Origin of the sequence: Streptomyces olivoverticillatus, assembly GCF_014203555.1 — a bacterium.
Classification (GTDB): domain Bacteria; phylum Actinomycetota; class Actinomycetes; order Streptomycetales; family Streptomycetaceae; genus Streptomyces; species Streptomyces olivoverticillatus.
In genome coordinates this window covers 151,201-167,840 of the sequence record NZ_JACHJH010000001.1, presented here as the reverse complement: position 1 = coordinate 167,840, position 16,640 = coordinate 151,201, and the positions used below count along the sequence as shown (strand labels likewise).

Below are 16,640 nucleotides of genomic sequence, written 5' to 3'. Positions count from 1 at the left end.
AGGCCGGATCGCATTCGGGCAACCGCTGCCGATCGCTGCCCGCCGTAGCCTTCTGCGGCCTACTGTTGAGATGTGCGCCTGCCGTGGCGCGGGCACCGCCGGCTGTGAGAGGGACGGGCATGAAACCCACCGACAGCGCCGAACCGGCATCGCGGTTGCGCCGGCTTTCCCCGCCCGCGCTGCCGACGGTCTGCGTGGCCTTGGCCGCGCTGGCACTCGCCGCCGGCACGGCCTGTACGGCCGTCGCGGGCCGGGCCCTCTTCCCCGGCCACACGGTCGGCTGGTCGCTCGCGACGCTGACCGCGCTCATCGTCGCCCATCTGGTCGCGTTGGGGCGCGACCGCTGGTGGGGCGGCACCGGTTCCGGCGCCGCCCTCACCCTGGCCGTGCTCCTGCTCTACGGCTGGCTGCCCGCCGTCCTGATCAGCATCGCCGTCGTCACCCTCGTCGCCACCGCCCGCAGGCACCGGTGGCGGCAGGCCTTACTCCACGGTGCGGTCGACATCCTGGGCATCGCCGCCGCCGGACTCGCCCTCGCCGCCTGGGGCGTGAGCGCCAGCGTCGAAGACCCCTGGCTGCCCGAGACCTGGCGGCTCTCCGCCGCCCCCAAGATCGCCCTCGCGGCCTTCCTCTACCTCGCCGTCACCCGCGCCCTGCTCTGGTACTCCATGGCGCCCCGCGCCGCGCTGACCAGCATCGCCCGCACCGCACTGCTGCGGCAGGGGCTCGTCGGGGGCGCCCTGCTCGGCATCGCCCCGCTCATCGCCGTGGTCGCCGGCCACGCCCCGCTGCTCCTGCCCCTGTTCGCGGTGCCGCTCATCGCCCTGGACTCCACGCTGTGGATCGCCCGCGCCCGCGCCGAGGAGCAATTGCGCGACCCGCTGACCGGCCTGCCCAACCGGCAGTGGCTGCTGGAGCGCACCTGGACCGCCCTGGACGAGGCCGAACAGGCCGGGACACGGGCCGCGCTCGTCCTGATCGACCTCGATCGCTTCCGCTCCGTCAACGACACACTCGGCCATCTGGCGGGGGACCGGCTGCTCCTGCAGATAGCGGAACGGCTGCGCCTCGCCCTGCCGCGCGATGCGGAGGCCGCCCGGCTGGGCGGCGACGAGTTCGCGGTGCTGCTACCCAGGGCGGATTCTCTGACCAGCGCTCAGCGCGTGGCGCGCGCCCTGGTCGCCGACCTCGGCTCGCCCCTGGATCTGGACGGCCTCACCCTCGTCCTCGAAGCCAGCGCGGGCGTGGCCGTCTACCCCGACCACGCGCTGGACGCCGAGGGGCTGCTGCGGCGCGCGGACGTGGCGATGTACCAGGCGAAGCGGGATCGCAGCGGCGTGGAGGTCTACGAGGCCCGGCGGGACGGCAACACCCCCGACCGGCTGGGGCTGTTGGGCGATCTGCGGCGCGCGCTGGACGCCGGCGAGGTGGAGCTGCACTACCAGCCGAAGGTCGGCTTCGACGGCCATGTGGAGGGCCTTGAGGCGCTGGTCCGGTGGGTCCATCCGGAGCGGGGCCGGGTCTCCCCGGACGAGTTCATCGCCATCGCGGAGTCCTCCGGGCTCATGCCGCGCCTGACGGAGTACGTCCTGGAGACGGCGCTCGGCCAGGTGGCGAAGTGGCGGGCCATGGGGCTGGACGTGCCGGTCGCGGTCAACGTCTCGCCGCGTGACGTCCACACGCCCGGCTTCGCGGGATCGGTCGCCGCCCGGCTGGCCCGGCACGGGGTCCCTGCGGGGGCGCTGCAGCTGGAAATAACCGAACACGTGCTGCTGGAGGACCCGCAGCGGGCGGCCGACACGCTGGCCGGTCTCACCGGGCACGGCGTGAAGATGTCCCTCGACGACTTCGGGACGGGCTACTCCTCGCTGGTGCACCTGCGGCGGCTGCCGGTCAGCGAGCTCAAGATCGACCGGTCGTTCGTGGCCCGGCTGGCGATCGACAACGAGGACGCGGAGATCGTCCGCTGCACCCTCGACCTGGCCCACTCGCTGGGCCTGCTCGTCGTGGCGGAGGGCGTGGAGGACGACGAGACGTGGGAGCGCCTGCGCGACCTGGGCTGCGACGCGGTCCAGGGCTGGCTGGTGGCCGCCGCGATGCCGCCGGACGAAACGACGGCCTGGCTCCGCCTCCGCAGCGAGTCCGGCTGGCGCCGGGAGACCACCCCGGTGCCGGCCACAGCCGAAAAGGACGCCGACCAACCGGTCACGTAACGCCTGCGGCGGGCGGCGCCGAACGAGCCCCAACTCACACCCGCCGCCCGGCGGGCCGGCCTGGTGGCGGCCTCGGCCACCACTTCCACCGCAACGGCGGCCAACCACGACGCCGCATCCCGGCGGTGCCAACCGGGCGGTGCCCGGCCCCCGACGGCGCCAAGCCGACGGCCCCACGCCCTGGCGGGCCGGTGGTGGCGTCCCCGGCCACCACTCCCGCCGCAACGGCGAGTAACCACGACGTCGCACTCCGGCGGTGCCAAGCCGCCCCCGGCCTCACCCCCGGCGGCGCCGAACCGGCCCCGGCCCCGCACCCCGGCGGGCCGGCCTGGTGGCGGCCTCGGCCATCGCTTCCACCGCAACGGCGGCCAACCACGACGCCGCATCCCGGCGGTGCCAACCGGGCGGTGCCCCACACCCCAACGGGCCGGCCTGGTGGCGGCCCCGGCCACCACTTCCGCCGCAACGGCGGCCAACTACGACGGCGCATTCCGGCGGTGCCAAACCGCCCCCCGCCCCACCCCCCGGCGGAGCCGAACCGCACCCCGGCGGAGCCGGCCCCCGCCCCCGGGGCGGAAGCCCTGAATCCCCGAAAGCCCAGCGGCAGCGAAACCGTTTCGCGGGCACGCGACTCTGAGCCATAGGATTGCCCCGAAAACTACACTCACCCACCCTTGAGGATCGCTGCATGCCTGGCATCACGCGCGAGGAGGTCGCCCACCTCGCCCGGCTGTCACGTCTGGAGCTGAAGGCCGAAGAGCTCGACCACTTCGCCGAACAGCTCGACGTGATCATCGGCGCGGTCGCCCGCGTTTCCGATGTGGCCGACGAGGACGTCCCCCCGACCTCCCATCCGCTGCCCTTGACCAACGTCATGCGGGCGGACGAGGTCCGTCCGTCGCTGACCCCCGAGGAGGCGCTCTCCGGCGCCCCCGCCCAGGAGCAGCAGCGTTTCAAGGTGCCGCAGATCCTGGGGGAGGAGTGACCGACATGGCAGACCTGATCAAGCTCACCGCCGCCGAGATCGCGGCCAAGATCGCCTCCGGCGAGGTCACGGCCGTCGAGGTCACCGAGGCCCACCTGGCCCGGATCGACGCCGTCGACGAGAAGGTCCACGCGTTCCTGCACGTGGACCGCGAGGGCGCCCTCGCGCAGGCCCGCGCCGTCGACGCCAAGCGCGAGCGCGGCGAGAAGCTGGGCCCGCTGGCCGGCGTCCCGCTCGCCCTGAAGGACATCTTCACGACCAAGGGCGTCCCCACCACCGTCGGCTCCAAGATCCTCGAAGGCTGGATCCCGCCGTACGACGCGACGCTCACCAAGCGTCTGAAGGACGCCGACGTCGTCATCCTCGGCAAGACCAACATGGACGAGTTCGCCATGGGGTCCTCCACCGAGAACAGCGCCTACGGCCCCACCGGCAACCCCTGGGACCTCACCAAGATCCCCGGCGGCTCGGGCGGCGGCTCCAGCGCCGCACTCGCCGCGTACGAGGCCCCCCTCGCCATCGGCACGGACACCGGCGGCTCCATCCGCCAGCCCGCCGCCGTCACCGGCACCGTCGGCGTCAAGCCGACCTACGGCGCGGTCTCCCGCTTCGGCATGGTGGCCTTCTCCTCCTCCCTGGACCAGGGCGGCCCCTGCGCCCGTACGGTCCTGGACGCGGCCCTGCTGCACGAGGTGATCGCCGGCCACGACCCGCTGGACTCCACCTCCATCGACGCCCCGGTCCCGCCGGTCGTCGAGGCGGCCCGCAGCGGCAGCGTCGACGGCATGCGCATCGGCATCGTCAAGCAGTTCCGCGGCGAGGGCTACCAGGCCGGCGTCATCCAGCGCTTCGACGAGTCCGTCGAGCTCCTCAAGGAGCTGGGCGCCGAGATCGTCGAGCTGGACTGCCCGTCCTTCGACCTCGCCCTGGCCGCGTACTACCTGATCGCGCCCTCCGAGTGCTCCTCGAACCTGGCCCGCTTCGACGCCATGCGCTACGGCCTGCGCGTCGGCGACGACGGCACCAAGTCGGCCGAGGAGGTCACCGCCCTCACCCGTGAGGCCGGCTTCGGCCCCGAGGTCAAGCGCCGCGTCATGCTCGGCACCTACGCGCTCAGCTCCGGCTACTACGACGCGTACTACGGCTCCGCACAGAAGGTCCGCACGCTCATCACGCGCGACTTCGAGGCGGCCTTCGAGCAGGTCGACGTGATCGTCTCCCCGACGACGCCGACCACCGCCTTCGCGATCGGCGAGCGCGCCGACGACCCGATGGCGATGTACCTCGCGGACCTGTGCACCATCCCGACCAACCTGGCGGGCAACGCCGCCATGTCGCTGCCGTGCGGCCTGGCGCCCGAGGACGGGCTGCCCGTCGGTCTGCAGATCATCGCTCCCGCCCTGAAGGACGACCGGCTCTACAAGGTCGGTGCCGCGGTCGAGGCCGCGTTCACCGAGCGCTGGGGCCACCCGATTCTCGAGGAGGCACCGTCGCTGTGAGCACCGAGAAGAGCATCGAGAAGAGCGCCGACAAGAAGAGCGCGCTGAAGAAGGCCAAGGGCTTCAAGAAGTCCAAGGCCGGCACGTACCTGTCCATCGGCACCACGCTGTTCGGCGCGGTGAGCGTGGCCAAGCAGGCGAAGAAGGCCCGCGGCGAGCGCGACACGCTCCAGCTGGTCGACGCCGTCGTCTCCGCCGCCGCCATCGCCACCGGCGTCGCCCTGCTCGTCCGCGAGCTGCGCCGCATGAACAGCGACGACGTCCTCGCGGGCTGACGCGCTGACGCGGACTGAAAGGTTAGTTTCCGTGACTGTCACCGACCTGGTGTCGTACGAGGACGCGCTTGCCACCTACGAGCCCGTCATGGGCCTCGAGGTGCACGTCGAGCTCGGCACCAAGACCAAGATGTTCTGTGGGTGCGCGACCGAGCTGGGCGCCGAACCCAACTCGCAGACCTGCCCCACCTGCCTCGGCCTGCCCGGCTCCCTCCCGGTCGTCAACGGCATCGCCGTCGAGTCGGCCGTGAAGATCGGCCTGGCGCTGCACTGCGAGATCGCCGAGTGGTGCCGCTTCGCCCGGAAGAACTACTTCTATCCGGACATGCCGAAGAACTTCCAGACCTCCCAGTACGACGAGCCCATCGCCTTCAACGGCTACCTGGACGTCCAGCTGGAGGACGGCGAGGTCTTCCGCGTGGAGATCGAGCGCGCCCACATGGAGGAGGACACCGGCAAGTCCACGCACGTGGGCGGCGCCACCGGCCGCATCCACGGCGCGCAGCACTCCCTGCTCGACTACAACCGGGCCGGCATCCCGCTCATCGAGATCGTCACCAAGCCGATCACCGGTGCGGGCGAGCGCGCCCCCGAGGTCGCCAAGGCGTACGTCGCCGAGCTGCGCGAGCTCATCAAGGCGCTCGGCGTCTCCGAGGCCCGCATGGAGATGGGCCAGATGCGCTGCGACGTCAACCTCTCGCTGATGCCCCATGGCAGCGAGAAGTTCGGCACGCGCTCCGAGACGAAGAACGTCAACTCGCTGCGTTCGGTCGAGCGGGCGGCGCGCTTCGAGATCATGCGGCACGCGGCCGTGCTGTCCTCCGGCGGCACGATCGTCCAGGAGACCCGCCACTTCCACGAGGAGGACGGCTCCACGACGTCCGGCCGCATCAAGGAAGAGGCCGAGGACTACCGCTACTTCCCCGAGCCGGACCTGGTGCCGGTGGCCCCCGCCCGCGCGTGGGTCGAGGAGCTGCGGACGGGCCTGCCCGAGCTGCCGCGCCTGCGCCGCAACCGGCTGCGCGAGGAGTGGGGCGTCTCCGCGCACGACATGCAGTCGATCCTCAACGCCGGTGCGGTCGACCTGATCGTCGCCACGATCGAGGCGGGCGCGGACGCCGCCTCCGCCCGCAAGTGGTGGATGGGCGAGCTGTCCCGCCGTGCCAACGAGGACGGTGTCGACCTCGCGGCGCTGCCGATCACCGCGGAGCAGGTCGCCCGGGTGTGCGCGCTGGTCGCGGAGGGCTCCCTCAACGACAAGCTGGCCCGCCAGGTCATCGAGGGCGTGCTCGCCGGTGAGGGCGCTCCGGACGAGGTCGTCGAGAAGCGCGGCCTGAAGGTCGTCTCCGACGAGGGCGCGCTGGGCACCGCCGTGGACGAGGCCATCGCGGCCAACGCGGCGATCGCCGACAAGATCCGCGGCGGCAAGGTCGCGGCGGCGGGCGCGCTCGTCGGCGCGGTCATGAAGGCCACCCGGGGCCAGGCGGACGCGGCGCGCGTCCGCGAGCTGATCCTGGAGCGCCTCGGCGTCACGGAGTAATCAAGAGCAGTTCGAAGCCTCTCCGGCACCGATGGCCGCCCCTGCATGCAGGGGCGGCCATCGTCGTATCGTCCGATGTTGAGTCCCCCAAAGGCCGGAATTCACGGATACGCCCCTCGCGTCCCGAAATCGGTCCGGCATGATCGCGGCAGCGGGCCGGTCCACGCGCCCGCAAGCGATTGCTGGGGGTAGCAATGCGACGGTTGGGCACAGCGCTGGCCGCGCTCCTGCTGGCGGGTGCCGGGCTGGCGGCGCTGGCGGGCTCCTCGGCCTCGGCCGGCACGGCCGGGGGCGCCGGGGTGACCACCAAGGCGGTCACGGTGGCCGCGGCGCGCACGCGGGGGTGCACCCACAGCTGGAGCAGCCGCCCCAAGATCAGCACCGACACCGACTACGCACCGCTGATGCACATCAGGACCGGGTCGCACGCCTGCTTCGACCGCATGGTCTTCGACATCGGCGACCTCCCCGGAAACCCGGTCGGCTACCGGGTTGCCTACGTCGACGAGCTGCACCAGGACGGCTCGGGCGCCGTCGTCCCGGTCTCCGGCGGCGCCGTCCTCGAAGTGCGGGTGGCCGCCCCGAGCCACGACCCGGAGAACGGCGAGGTGACGTACGAGGGGCGGGCGGGCGCGCCGCTGCCGGGCGTGGACCTGAGCGGCTACCGGACCTTCAGGGACGTGCGCTACGGCGGCAGCTTCGAGGGCGAGACCCAGATCGGCGTGGGGGTGCCCGCCCGGCTGCCGTTCCGGGTCTTCCAGATGGGCAACCATGTGGTCCTGGACGTCGCCCACCAGCCGCGTCGGCTCCACTGAACCGTCGATTCCGTGTCCCTTTTGTGCTGTAAGCCACAAAGGGGACAAAGGATCTTTTCCTGCTGTCACAGTGAGGTCGGCAGAGGTCCCTCATGCGGCCTTCGCCCAGTCTCTTGCTGTCGGAACCACGGGGCATGTCCCGGCGTGATCGACGCGATACCGATACCCGGAAGCCGACATGACCTCACTCGCCCGATGGTGCCTGCGCCGCCGCTTCACGGTCGTCGTGCTGTGGCTCGCCGCCCTCGTGGGCAGCATCGCGGCGGCCACGCTCGCCGGGTCGTCCTACTCCGACGACTACAGCGTCCCCGGCACCGAATCCGCCCGCGCCACCGCCCTGCTGCAGAAGGCCTTCCCCGGCCAGAGCGGCGACGACACCATCGTCTGGCACACCGAGCACGGCACCGTACGCGCCGCCGATGTCGAGCAGCGCATGAAGACCACCCTGCACGAGGTCGCCGCCCTGCCCGGCGTCGCGCACGTCGACAGCCCGTACGCGTCCTCCGGCGCCTCCGGCCTCGTCAGCAAGGACCGGCACACCGCCTACGCCTCCCTGACCTTCGACAGCACGGCAGGCGGCCCCGGCAAGGCCGAAGTGCAGAAGGTCGTCGACACCGCCCGCAAGGCGGCCGACGGCAATCTCAGCGTCGCCCTGGGCGGCAGCACCATCGGCACCACCGAGGGCGCGAGCGGACACCTCAGCGAGATCATCGGCGTGGTCGTCGCCGCGGTCGTGCTGTTCGTCGTCTTCGGATCGCTCGCGGCCAGCGTGCTGCCCATCGCCACCGCCCTCGTCGGCGTGGGCACCGCCTCCATGGGGACCACCCTGCTCGGGCACGTCATGAACGTCGCCGGCTTCGCGCCCATGCTCGGCACCCTCATCGGGCTCGGCGTGGGCATCGACTACGCCCTGTTCATCGTCACCCGGCACCGCAAGGGCCTCAGGCAGGGCCTGCCGGTGGCCGTCGCGGCGGAGCGGGCCGTGGCCACCACCGGGCGCGCCGTCGTCTTCGCGGGCGGCACGGTCTGCGTGGCGCTGCTCGGCATGCTCATCCTCCGCCTGAGCTTCCTCAACGGAGTGGCGATAGCGGCCTCACTGACCGTCGTGCTGACCGTGGCCGCCTCCGTCACCCTGCTGCCCGCCCTGCTCGGCATCATCGGCCCCCGCGCCCTCAGCCGCCGGGAACGCCGCCGCCTCGCCCTCGGGGAGCCCCGCCCGGAGAGCACCACCGGTCTGGCCGCCCGCTGGTCCGCCTTCGTCGAACGCCACCCCAAGCTGCTGGGCACCCTCGCGGCTGCCGTCATGCTGGTCCTGGCGCTGCCCACCCTCTCCCTCCACCTGGGCACCTCCGACCAGGGCAACAACCCCGCGTCGAGCACCACCCGGCAGGCCTACGACATGCTCGCCCGCGGCTTCGGCCCCGGGGTCAACGGCCCCCTGACGCTGGTGGCGCCCCTGGACAGCGCCGCCGACCGGCTCGCCTTCGGCAAGCTCCCCGACACCCTCCGGCACACGCCGGGCATCGCCTCCGTGAGCGCCCCGGAGCTCAGCGCGGCCCGCGACACCGGTGTCATCACCGTCGTCCCCACCACCTCGCCGCAGTCCCGCGCCACCAGCGCCCTCGTCGACCGGCTGCGCAGCACCGTCCTGCCCAAGGCCACCGGCGGCATCGGCCCGAAGGTCCGCGTCGGCGGGGTGACCGCGAGCTACGACGACTTCGCGGCCGTCATCCTCGGCAAACTCCCGCTGTTCGTGGGCACCGTGGTGGGCCTGGGCTGCGTGCTCCTGCTGCTGGCCTTCCGCAGCATCGGCATACCGCTCAAGGCCGCCGCCATGAACATCGCGGCCGTCGCCTCGTCCTTCGGCCTGATCGTCGCGATCTTCCAGTGGGGCTGGGGCGGCGAATCCCTCGGCCTGGGCGGCGCCGGGCCCATAGAACCGTTCCTGCCGGTGGTCATGGTCTCGGTCCTCTTCGGCCTCTCCATGGACTACCAGGTCTTCCTCGTCAGCCGCATGTACGAGGAGTGGCTGGCCACCCGCGACAACTGCCGGGCGGTGCGGGTCGGTCTCGCCGAGACCAGCCGCGTCATCAACTCCGCGGCCGTCATCATGATCTCCGTCTTCCTGGCCTTCGTGCTCAGCGGCGACCGCGTCATCGCGATGTTCGGCATCGGCCTCGCCACCGCGGTAGCCCTGGACGCGTTCGTCCTGCGTACCCTCTTGGTGCCGGCTCTGATGCACATGCTGGGCGGCGCCAACTGGTGGCTGCCCGCATGGCTGGACCGCCTGCTCCCGCGCATCAGCATCGAACCGCCGGAGCAGACCGTGACGGTGGTGGAGGCCACCCTGATCCCACAGCCCCGCCCGAACGAGCCGGCGGTGCTGAACGGCGCAGGCTCCTCGTCGGCTCTCTAAGGCGCCCAGGCAGGGCACTTACGGCCCTCAAAGCCGGGCCGGCTGCGGTTGTTCACCCCCGCCGCGGGCGGATGACGACGTGGCCGGAGTCGAGGTCGATCGGGCCCTTGCCCGGGTCCGCGTCGCCGGTTTCGTCGCGGCACAGTTCGAGTCGGTTGCGCTCCTCCTCGGTGTGCTCACGGCCCGGTGCGAACAGTTCCTCGATCACGTTGAACATCTCAACTCCCGTCGCCTTACGGCCCCACCGTGCTTTCCAGTCTAGGCAGACAGGTGTGCGATACGGCGGAACGCGCCCAAGTCCGTTATGTCACCTTGAGCAGCAACAGCCGGTCGTCGTCCCGGCTCGGTTCGCCGCGGCCGTCGGTGTTGCTCGTGGTCAGCCACAGCCCGCCGTCGTCCGTGGCGAGCACCGAGCGCAGCCGTCCGTAGCGGCTGTGCAGGAAGTCCTGCGGTGCCCCGGCCGGTTTGCCGCCCGCGACGGGGATGCGCCACAGCCGCCGGCCGCGCAGTCCGGCCATCCAGAGCGAGCCCTTGGCGTAGGCCAGCCCGCTGGGCGAGGCGTCGGCGGGGCGCCACTGTTCCACGGGGTCGGTGTAGCCAGGCCTGCCCGCCTTTCCCTCGACCACCGGCCAGCCGTAGTCGTGCCCCGGTTCGATCAGGTTGATCTCGTCCCAGGTGTCCTGGCCGAATTCCGAGGCCCACAGCCGCTTGTCCGTGTCCCACGCCAGGCCCTGCACATTGCGGTGGCCGAAGGTGTAGATCACCGAACCGGCCTCGGGGTTGCCGGGCGCGGGGCGGCCGTCGGGCGTCATCCGCAGGATCTTGCCGCCGAGCGACGACTTGTCCTCGGAGAGCGCCCGCCGCCCGGACTCGCCCGTCCCCGCGTACAGCATCCGGTCGGGGCCGAAGGTGATCCGTCCGCCGTTGTGGATGACGCCCTTGGGAATGCCGCGCAGGATGGTGTCGGGGGCGCCGAGCCGCCGGCCCTCGGGCTGCCGCTCGTCGACGCGCATCCGGGCGATGCGGTTGTCCGAGTCGGTGGTGAAGTAGGCGTACAGCAGGTGGTCGTCGGCGTAGCCGGGGGAGAGGGCCAGCCCCAGCAGCCCGCCCTCCTCCGTGTGCGAGACGCCGGGGACCGTGCCCAGCTCGCTCTGCCTGCCGTCCCGCGCCGCGATCTGTACGATCTTCCCGCTGTCGCGCGAGCCGACCAGCAGGTCGCCGCCGGGCAGCGCGGCGAGTCCCCAGGGAGAGCGGAGCTTCGTGGCGACCGTCCGGACGACGTCGACGGTGCCCTTGGCCGGGGGCGCGGAGGCGGCAGACCCGCCGGTGCCGGACGGGCCGCCGTCCGAGCAGCCGGCGAGCAACAGCAGGGCGGTGGCCGCCGCCAGCGCGGCCGTGATGCCGGTCGGGCTTCGTCGCACGGTGCGATCCTCTCGCCGGAAGAGCCCGCCGGAAACGGGGCAGGACGGACGCTCGCCGTACCTTGATACACCCCGCGGCCCGCCGAAACGGTCTCTTCCGGCAGCCGTCGGCGCGGGGGAGGGATCAGTCCCAGGAACCCATGGCCTTGGGCAGCGCCGTGATCTCGGCCAAGTCAGCCGCGGAGAGGCGCAGTTCGGCTGCCGCCGCGTTCTGCACCGCCCACCGGGCCTTCTTCGTGCCCGGCACCGGCACCACGTGCCGCCCCTGGGCCAGCACCCAGGCCAGGGCGGCCTGGGCGGCGGTGGCGCCGTGCCGGGCGGCGACCCTGCGCAGCCCGGCCACTATCGGCTGGTTGGCAGCCATCATCTCGGCGGTGAAGCGCGGATGCCGGGCCCGTACGTCCTCCGGCTCGAAGCCCTGGCCCGGGGTGAGCGTGCCACTGAGGAAACCATTCCCCAGCGGCATTGCGGCCAGCACCCCCACCCCCCGCGAGGCGCACCACGGCACCAGCCGGTCCAGCGCCTCCCGCGACCAGACCGACAGCTCCGCCTGCACGCAACTCACCGGGAAGACCTGCTGCACCCGCTCCAGGTGCCGGATCGTCGCGTCGTACATTCCGGTCCCCGCCCCGGCGGTGGAGCCGAATCTGCGCTGGGCGCGCGCCCCTATCGCGCACCAGCCCAGCGCCCGCACCTTGCCGGCCGAGACCAGCTCCGCCATCGCCCCCCACGTCTCCTCCACCGGCACCTCCGGGTCCGGCCGGTGCAGCTGGTAGAGGTCGATCACATCGGTCTGCAGCCGCCGCAGCGAGGCGTCGCACGCCCGCTTCACATAGCCGGGGCGGCCGTTGGCGACGATGTGCTGATCGCCCACCAGCAGCCCGCACTTGGTGGACACGAACGCCTCGGAGCGGCGCTCCCGCAACACCCGCCCCACCAGCAACTCATTGGTGAACGGCCCGTACATATCGGCGGTGTCCAGCAGGGACGCCCCGGCGTCCAGCGCCGCGTGGACCGTGCGCAGCGCGCCCTCGCCGCCCTGCTGGGAGGCGGTGTACGCCCAGTGCATGGGCATGCACCCGAGGCCGATCGCGCCCACTTCGAGCGCCGCCGCACCGATTGTCCTGCGCTCCACCGGCCGTTCCCCTCCCGTTCCTCGCCCCCAAACTAACCTCTGCGGTGCGGGCCTCTTCGCATAGCCTCCAGGCATGAGTGCAGATCACAGCGGTACCGGTACCGACGAAGGCCGCCCCCTCGCCTGGCTGCCGATCCGCCCCGAGGAGATCGAGGGGCTGCCGGACGGGCTGGAGTACGCGTACTGGAATGGCGAGCCGGACTTCCCCACCGATCCCGCCCGTTGCGTCTTCTACTGCGTCCCCTACCTCAAGGGCACCACGGTGTCCCTGCGGCCCCTGCCGTTGATGCCGAAGGTCAAGGTGGTGCAGGCGCTGACCGCGGGGGTCGACGACCTGCTGCCCGCGCTGTCGCTGCTGCCGCCCGGCGCCCGGCTGTGCAGCGCCCGGGGGCTGCACGACGCATCCACCGCAGAGCTCGCGCTGGCGCTGGTGCTGGCCTCGCTGCGGGACGTTCCCGGCTTCGTACGCGCACAGGACGCCCAGGAGTGGCGCCAGGGTTTCCGCCCGGCGCTCGCCGACTCGTCCGTGCTCATCGTGGGATACGGCTCCATCGGCAGCGCCGTCGAAGACCGGCTTGTGCCCTTTGAGTGCGCGCGGGTCGTGCGCGTCGCGCGCTCCTCGCGTATGACAGCACGAGGCCCGGTCCATTCGGTCGCCGACCTGCCCGCCCTCCTCCCCGACGCCGATGTGGTGATCCTGGTGACGCCGCTCACCGAGGAGACCCGGGGCATGGCCGACGCGGAGTTCCTCGCCCGGATGAAGGACGGCGCGCTGCTGGTGAACGTCGCCCGCGGCGGAATCGTCGATACCAAAGCGCTCCTGCGCGAGTTGGAGAACGGACGGCTGCGCGCCGCCCTCGACGTCACCGACCCCGAACCCCTGCCGCCCGGCCACCCGCTGTGGAGCGCACCGGGCACGCTCATCACCCCGCACGTGGGCGGGCCCTCTTCGGCCTTCGCCCCCCGAGCCAAGGCCCTCCTACGCGATCAACTGGCCAGATTCGTACGGGACGAGCCCTTGCGCAACGTCGTGACCAGCGAGGCCTGATACCACGTAGAGGCATCGTTTGGCTGCGCTCCGTATCCGTAATCCCGTAGCTAGTTACGCTATGTATATGAGCTATGTCCCTGAGTGACGAGTCTGGTGTATCGTCCGGACCGGGGGCTGCGCCCTGCACCGTACGGGCGCAGCGATGTACCGGAACTCGAGGGGGGCGACGGGCGATGCACGGCCAATGGACGATCAACCCGACGCGGGTCATGCACCGAGCACGACTTCACCGGCCCGGGACGGCGGCGCGGTGAGCGCCTCCGGAGCGGCCCTGCCCCGCCGGTCCCTCGGCGGCGGCGGGACGGGGGTGGTGCCCCAGCTCCTGCTCGCCCTCGTCTGCGGCGGTTACGCCACGGGCGCCGTGTTGGGGTGGGGCGGCGCCGAGCTGGCGCTCACCATGGGCGACTTCGGGCTCAGCGGCGCCGCGGGCCTCGCCGCGGCCTCCTGCCTGTGGTACGGGCGCACCCGCTCCACCCGCTTCCGCCCCGCCTGGCTGCTGTTCGCCGCCTCCTCCGCGATGGCCGGCTTCGGCAACTTCGTCTGGGGCTGGTACGAGGTCGTGCTCGGCCGGCAGGTGCCCAGCCCCTGCCCGGCCGACTTCTGCTTCCTGCTCTTCGCGCCGCCCGCCATCATCGGCCTGCTGGTCCTCGCCCGGCGCCCGGTCACCCGCGCCGGCTGGGTCTGCCTGGGCCTGGACTCCTGGCTCATCGGCGGCTCGCTGCTGACGCTCTCCTGGAGCCTGGCCCTCGCCCACACCGCGCACTTCTCGGGCGAGACCGTCGCGCACGCCGCGCTCTCCCTCGCCTACCCGCTGCTGGACATCGTGCTGGTGTCCATGGTGCTGGCGCTGCACTTCAAGCGCTCGTCCGCCAACCGGTCCGCGATCAACACCGCCATCGCGGCCCTCGCCCTGACCGTCCTGTGCGACGCCCTGTTCACCTCGCCGCTGCTGCGCGCCAACTACCGCTCCGGCCAGATCCTCGACGCCGGATGGTTCGCGGGCTACATGCTGATGGCCTACGCACCCTGGGTGGCCCGCGAGGAGGGCGAGGAGGCCCCCGTGCGCCGGGGCCGCACCGCCGTGCAGCACGCGGGCCGCCCCATCGCCGGCTCGCTCGCGGCCCTCACCCCGTACCTGGCCGCGGCCGTCTGCACCCTGGGGATCCTCTACAACGTCCTCGACGGCCACCACGTCGACCGCGTGGTGCTCTTCACCGGCTGCACGGTCGTCCTGGCGCTCGTCATCCGCCAGGGCATCATGCTGCTCGACAACATCTCCCTCACCCAGGAACTGGCCCAGAAGGAGAACCACTTCCGCTCCCTGGTGCAGGGCTCCAGCGACGTCATCATGATCGCCGCACCCACCGGGATACTGCGCTACGTCAGCCCGGCCGCCACGGGCGTCTACGGCCGCGACGCCGAAGAGCTCATCGGCTCCGAGCTGGCCTCGCTCATCCACCCCGAAGACCTGGGGCGGGTGGTGCACGAGGTGCGCCGCTTCCTCGCGGCACCGCCCGCCGAGGAGCCCACCACCCGCATCGAGTGCCGCTTCCGCTCCGGCACCGGCGACTGGCTCAACGTCGAGTCCACCGTCAACCGCCACCACGGCGGTCTGATCTTCAACAGCCGGGACGTCACCGAACGCGTCCGGCTCCAGGCCCAGTTGCAGCACACCGCCGAGCACGACCCGCTCACCGACCTGCCCAACCGCGCCCTGTTCACCAAGCGCGTCCAGCAGGCGCTCGCCGGCCGCAGAGTGACCGACGCCGGGACGGCCGTGCTCTTCATCGACCTCGACGGCTTCAAGGCCGTCAACGACAGCGTGGGCCACCAGGCGGGCGACGAGCTGCTGGTACAGGCCGCCCGCCGGCTCCAGGACTCGGTCCGCGCGGGGGATTCCACGGCCCGCTTCGGCGGGGACGAGTTCGCCGCGCTCATCATCGGCGACGGCACCCGCGACGCCGCCGCGCGCGAATACCGCATCCTGGAGATCGCCGACCGGCTGCGGCTCACCCTCTCCCAGCCCTACCTGGTCGAGGGCGGCACCGAGGTGCGCGTCGCCGCCAGCATCGGCGTCGCCTTCGCCGAGCCCGGCATCACCCACGGCGACCTCATGCGCAACGCAGACCTCGCCATGTACCGCGCCAAGCAGGCCGGAAAGGGCCGCGTGGAGCTGTACGCCCCCCAGATGCAGGCCGACGTCGTCCGCCGCGCCGAGCTGGCCACGCGGCTGCGCACCGCTCTGCACGAGGGGGAGTTCGCCCTGCTCCACCAGCCGGTCGTCGAGCTGGCCACCGGCCGGATCACCGCCGTCTGCGCCCAGGCCCGCTGGCGCTCGGCCCAGGGCATCCTCTTCACCCCCGACGAGTTCCTGCGCGTGGCCGAAATGGAGCGGGGCGACGAATCCGTCCGCACCGCCGAGCTCGGCCGCTGGACGCTGGAGCGGGCCGCCGAGCAGGCCGCCCAGCGCCGCCGCGCGGGCTACACCGTGCCCGTCCACGTCCGGATGCCCGCCGCCCGGCTGCTCGACAAGTCGCTGCCGCCCAAGAGCGTCGAGGCGCTCATCCTCCGCCACGGCCTGCCCTCCGGCTCGCTCGTGCTGGAGCTCTCCGGCGGCGATCCGCGCATCCCGCTCGACGAGCTGGAGCGGCGGCTGGTCTCCCTGCGCCGCTTCGGGGTGCGGGTGGCGCTCGACGGCTTCGGCAGCGGATACGCGGCGATGGCTGCACTGCGCAGGCTCCCGATCGACGTCCTCAAGCTCGACCGCGAGCTCGTCGACGGAGTGACCGATTCCGCCCGCCTGCACAAGATCACCGCGGGGCTGCTGAGGATCGCCTGCGACCTCGGCATGCAGTCGGTGGCCGACGGGGTCGACGAGCCCGAGCAGGCTCGCGTCCTGCGGGCCATGGGGTGCACCCACGGCCAGGGGGCCGCCTTCGCCGGGGCCCTCGACGAGCACCGGATGCGACACGCCCTCGACCGTTCCCCCTACGTCCTGCCCTCCGGACCGCTCACCCTCCCGGGTGATCCTGCGGACGGCGGAAACGAGGTGCTCGTCGGCGGTGCACTGCCCGTACGCTCCGGCGCGGCGGGCGGTGCCGGGGCGCTGGCCCATGCTCCATTGCGCTCAAATAATGAGACGCCCGTCCCACCCACTTGACACACCCCAGGTACCAGAGGGAGGGTCGGTCACATGCGCACCCGAATTCTCGTACTTGGACAGCGCGTCGGCTGAAGCAGGCAATCCTTTCAAGCCCTGCTGAACGCACCGGCGCGCTCCCCTCGTTTGC

At 72.2% G+C, this 16,640-nt stretch carries 12 protein-coding genes; 9 read left to right on the top strand and 3 right to left on the bottom strand.

The features are described from left to right. The first annotated feature begins 119 nt into the window (after positions 1-119). The 7 genes from FHS39_RS00775 (at position 120) to FHS39_RS00745 (ending at position 9,743) form a co-directional block, all read left to right on the top strand. A complete protein-coding gene (locus tag FHS39_RS00775) occupies positions 120-2,213 on the top strand; it encodes a putative bifunctional diguanylate cyclase/phosphodiesterase (RefSeq protein ID WP_184345793.1) in 2,094 nt (697 codons plus the stop codon). Between the two features lie 688 nt (positions 2,214-2,901). Further along, the gene (gatC, locus tag FHS39_RS00770; protein WP_045933298.1) at positions 2,902-3,198 is read left to right on the top strand and encodes an Asp-tRNA(Asn)/Glu-tRNA(Gln) amidotransferase subunit GatC; all 297 of its coding nucleotides are present in this window, start codon (positions 2,902-2,904) and stop codon (positions 3,196-3,198) included. A gap of 5 nt (positions 3,199-3,203) precedes the next feature. After that, positions 3,204-4,697 carry an Asp-tRNA(Asn)/Glu-tRNA(Gln) amidotransferase subunit GatA gene (gatA, locus tag FHS39_RS00765; protein ID WP_221462257.1) on the top strand — a complete coding sequence of 498 codons (1,494 nt, stop codon included), beginning with the start codon at positions 3,204-3,206 and terminating at the stop codon, positions 4,695-4,697. Next, on the top strand, positions 4,694-4,972 hold the full coding sequence (locus FHS39_RS00760; protein WP_343069282.1) for a hypothetical protein: 279 nt from the start codon (positions 4,694-4,696) through the stop codon (positions 4,970-4,972). The genes gatA and FHS39_RS00760 overlap by 4 nt, the downstream gene beginning before the upstream one ends. Before the next feature lie 31 nt (positions 4,973-5,003). Next, positions 5,004-6,512 (top strand): Asp-tRNA(Asn)/Glu-tRNA(Gln) amidotransferase subunit GatB, encoded by a 1,509-nt coding sequence (gene gatB, locus FHS39_RS00755; protein WP_184345791.1) that lies wholly within the window; start codon positions 5,004-5,006, stop codon positions 6,510-6,512. Positions 6,513-6,706: 194 nt separating this feature from the next. Beyond that, the gene (locus FHS39_RS00750) at positions 6,707-7,327 is read left to right on the top strand and encodes an AMIN-like domain-containing (lipo)protein (protein WP_184345790.1); all 621 of its coding nucleotides are present in this window, start codon (positions 6,707-6,709) and stop codon (positions 7,325-7,327) included. A gap of 178 nt (positions 7,328-7,505) precedes the next feature. Further along, complete coding sequence (locus FHS39_RS00745) at positions 7,506-9,743, top strand: MMPL family transporter (RefSeq protein ID WP_184345789.1); 2,238 nt, start codon at positions 7,506-7,508, stop codon at positions 9,741-9,743. A gap of 52 nt (positions 9,744-9,795) precedes the next feature. Here the strand turns inward: FHS39_RS00745 and FHS39_RS00740 are convergent, their stop codons facing one another. From FHS39_RS00740 to FHS39_RS00730, 3 genes are all read right to left on the bottom strand, one after another. Then, positions 9,796-9,960, bottom strand: coding sequence for a DUF6191 domain-containing protein (locus FHS39_RS00740; RefSeq protein WP_184345788.1), 165 nt, complete (start codon positions 9,958-9,960; stop codon positions 9,796-9,798). A gap of 85 nt (positions 9,961-10,045) precedes the next feature. Continuing rightward, on the bottom strand, positions 10,046-11,164 hold the full coding sequence (locus tag FHS39_RS00735) for a PQQ-dependent sugar dehydrogenase (protein ID WP_343069280.1): 1,119 nt from the start codon (positions 11,162-11,164) through the stop codon (positions 10,046-10,048). 124 nt (positions 11,165-11,288) lie between these two features. Continuing rightward, positions 11,289-12,299, bottom strand: coding sequence for an aldo/keto reductase (locus tag FHS39_RS00730; protein ID WP_184345787.1), 1,011 nt, complete (start codon positions 12,297-12,299; stop codon positions 11,289-11,291). Positions 12,300-12,372: 73 nt separating this feature from the next. On the opposite strand from FHS39_RS00730, the gene FHS39_RS00725 reads away from it, so the two are divergent. Continuing rightward, the gene (locus FHS39_RS00725; RefSeq protein WP_184345786.1) at positions 12,373-13,347 is read left to right on the top strand and encodes a 2-hydroxyacid dehydrogenase; all 975 of its coding nucleotides are present in this window, start codon (positions 12,373-12,375) and stop codon (positions 13,345-13,347) included. Between the two features lie 253 nt (positions 13,348-13,600). Beyond that, positions 13,601-16,510, top strand: coding sequence for a putative bifunctional diguanylate cyclase/phosphodiesterase (locus FHS39_RS00720; protein ID WP_343069279.1), 2,910 nt, complete (start codon positions 13,601-13,603; stop codon positions 16,508-16,510). Positions 16,511-16,640: the final 130 nt, after the last annotated feature.

Bases quoted from the DNA above. Each gene is read 5' to 3' on its own strand.
- FHS39_RS00775 (WP_184345793.1), top strand. From the start codon at position 120: ATGAAACCCACCGACAGCGCCGAACCGGCATCGCGGTTGCGCCGGCTT.
- gatC (WP_045933298.1), top strand. From the start codon at position 2,902: ATGCCTGGCATCACGCGCGAGGAGGTCGCCCACCTCGCCCGGCTGTCA.
- gatA (WP_221462257.1), top strand. From the start codon at position 3,204: ATGGCAGACCTGATCAAGCTCACCGCCGCCGAGATCGCGGCCAAGATC.
- FHS39_RS00750 (WP_184345790.1), top strand. From the start codon at position 6,707: ATGCGACGGTTGGGCACAGCGCTGGCCGCGCTCCTGCTGGCGGGTGCC.
- FHS39_RS00745 (WP_184345789.1), top strand. From the start codon at position 7,506: ATGACCTCACTCGCCCGATGGTGCCTGCGCCGCCGCTTCACGGTCGTC.
- FHS39_RS00740 (WP_184345788.1), bottom strand. From the start codon at position 9,960: ATGTTCAACGTGATCGAGGAACTGTTCGCACCGGGCCGTGAGCACACC.
- FHS39_RS00725 (WP_184345786.1), top strand. From the start codon at position 12,373: ATGAGTGCAGATCACAGCGGTACCGGTACCGACGAAGGCCGCCCCCTC.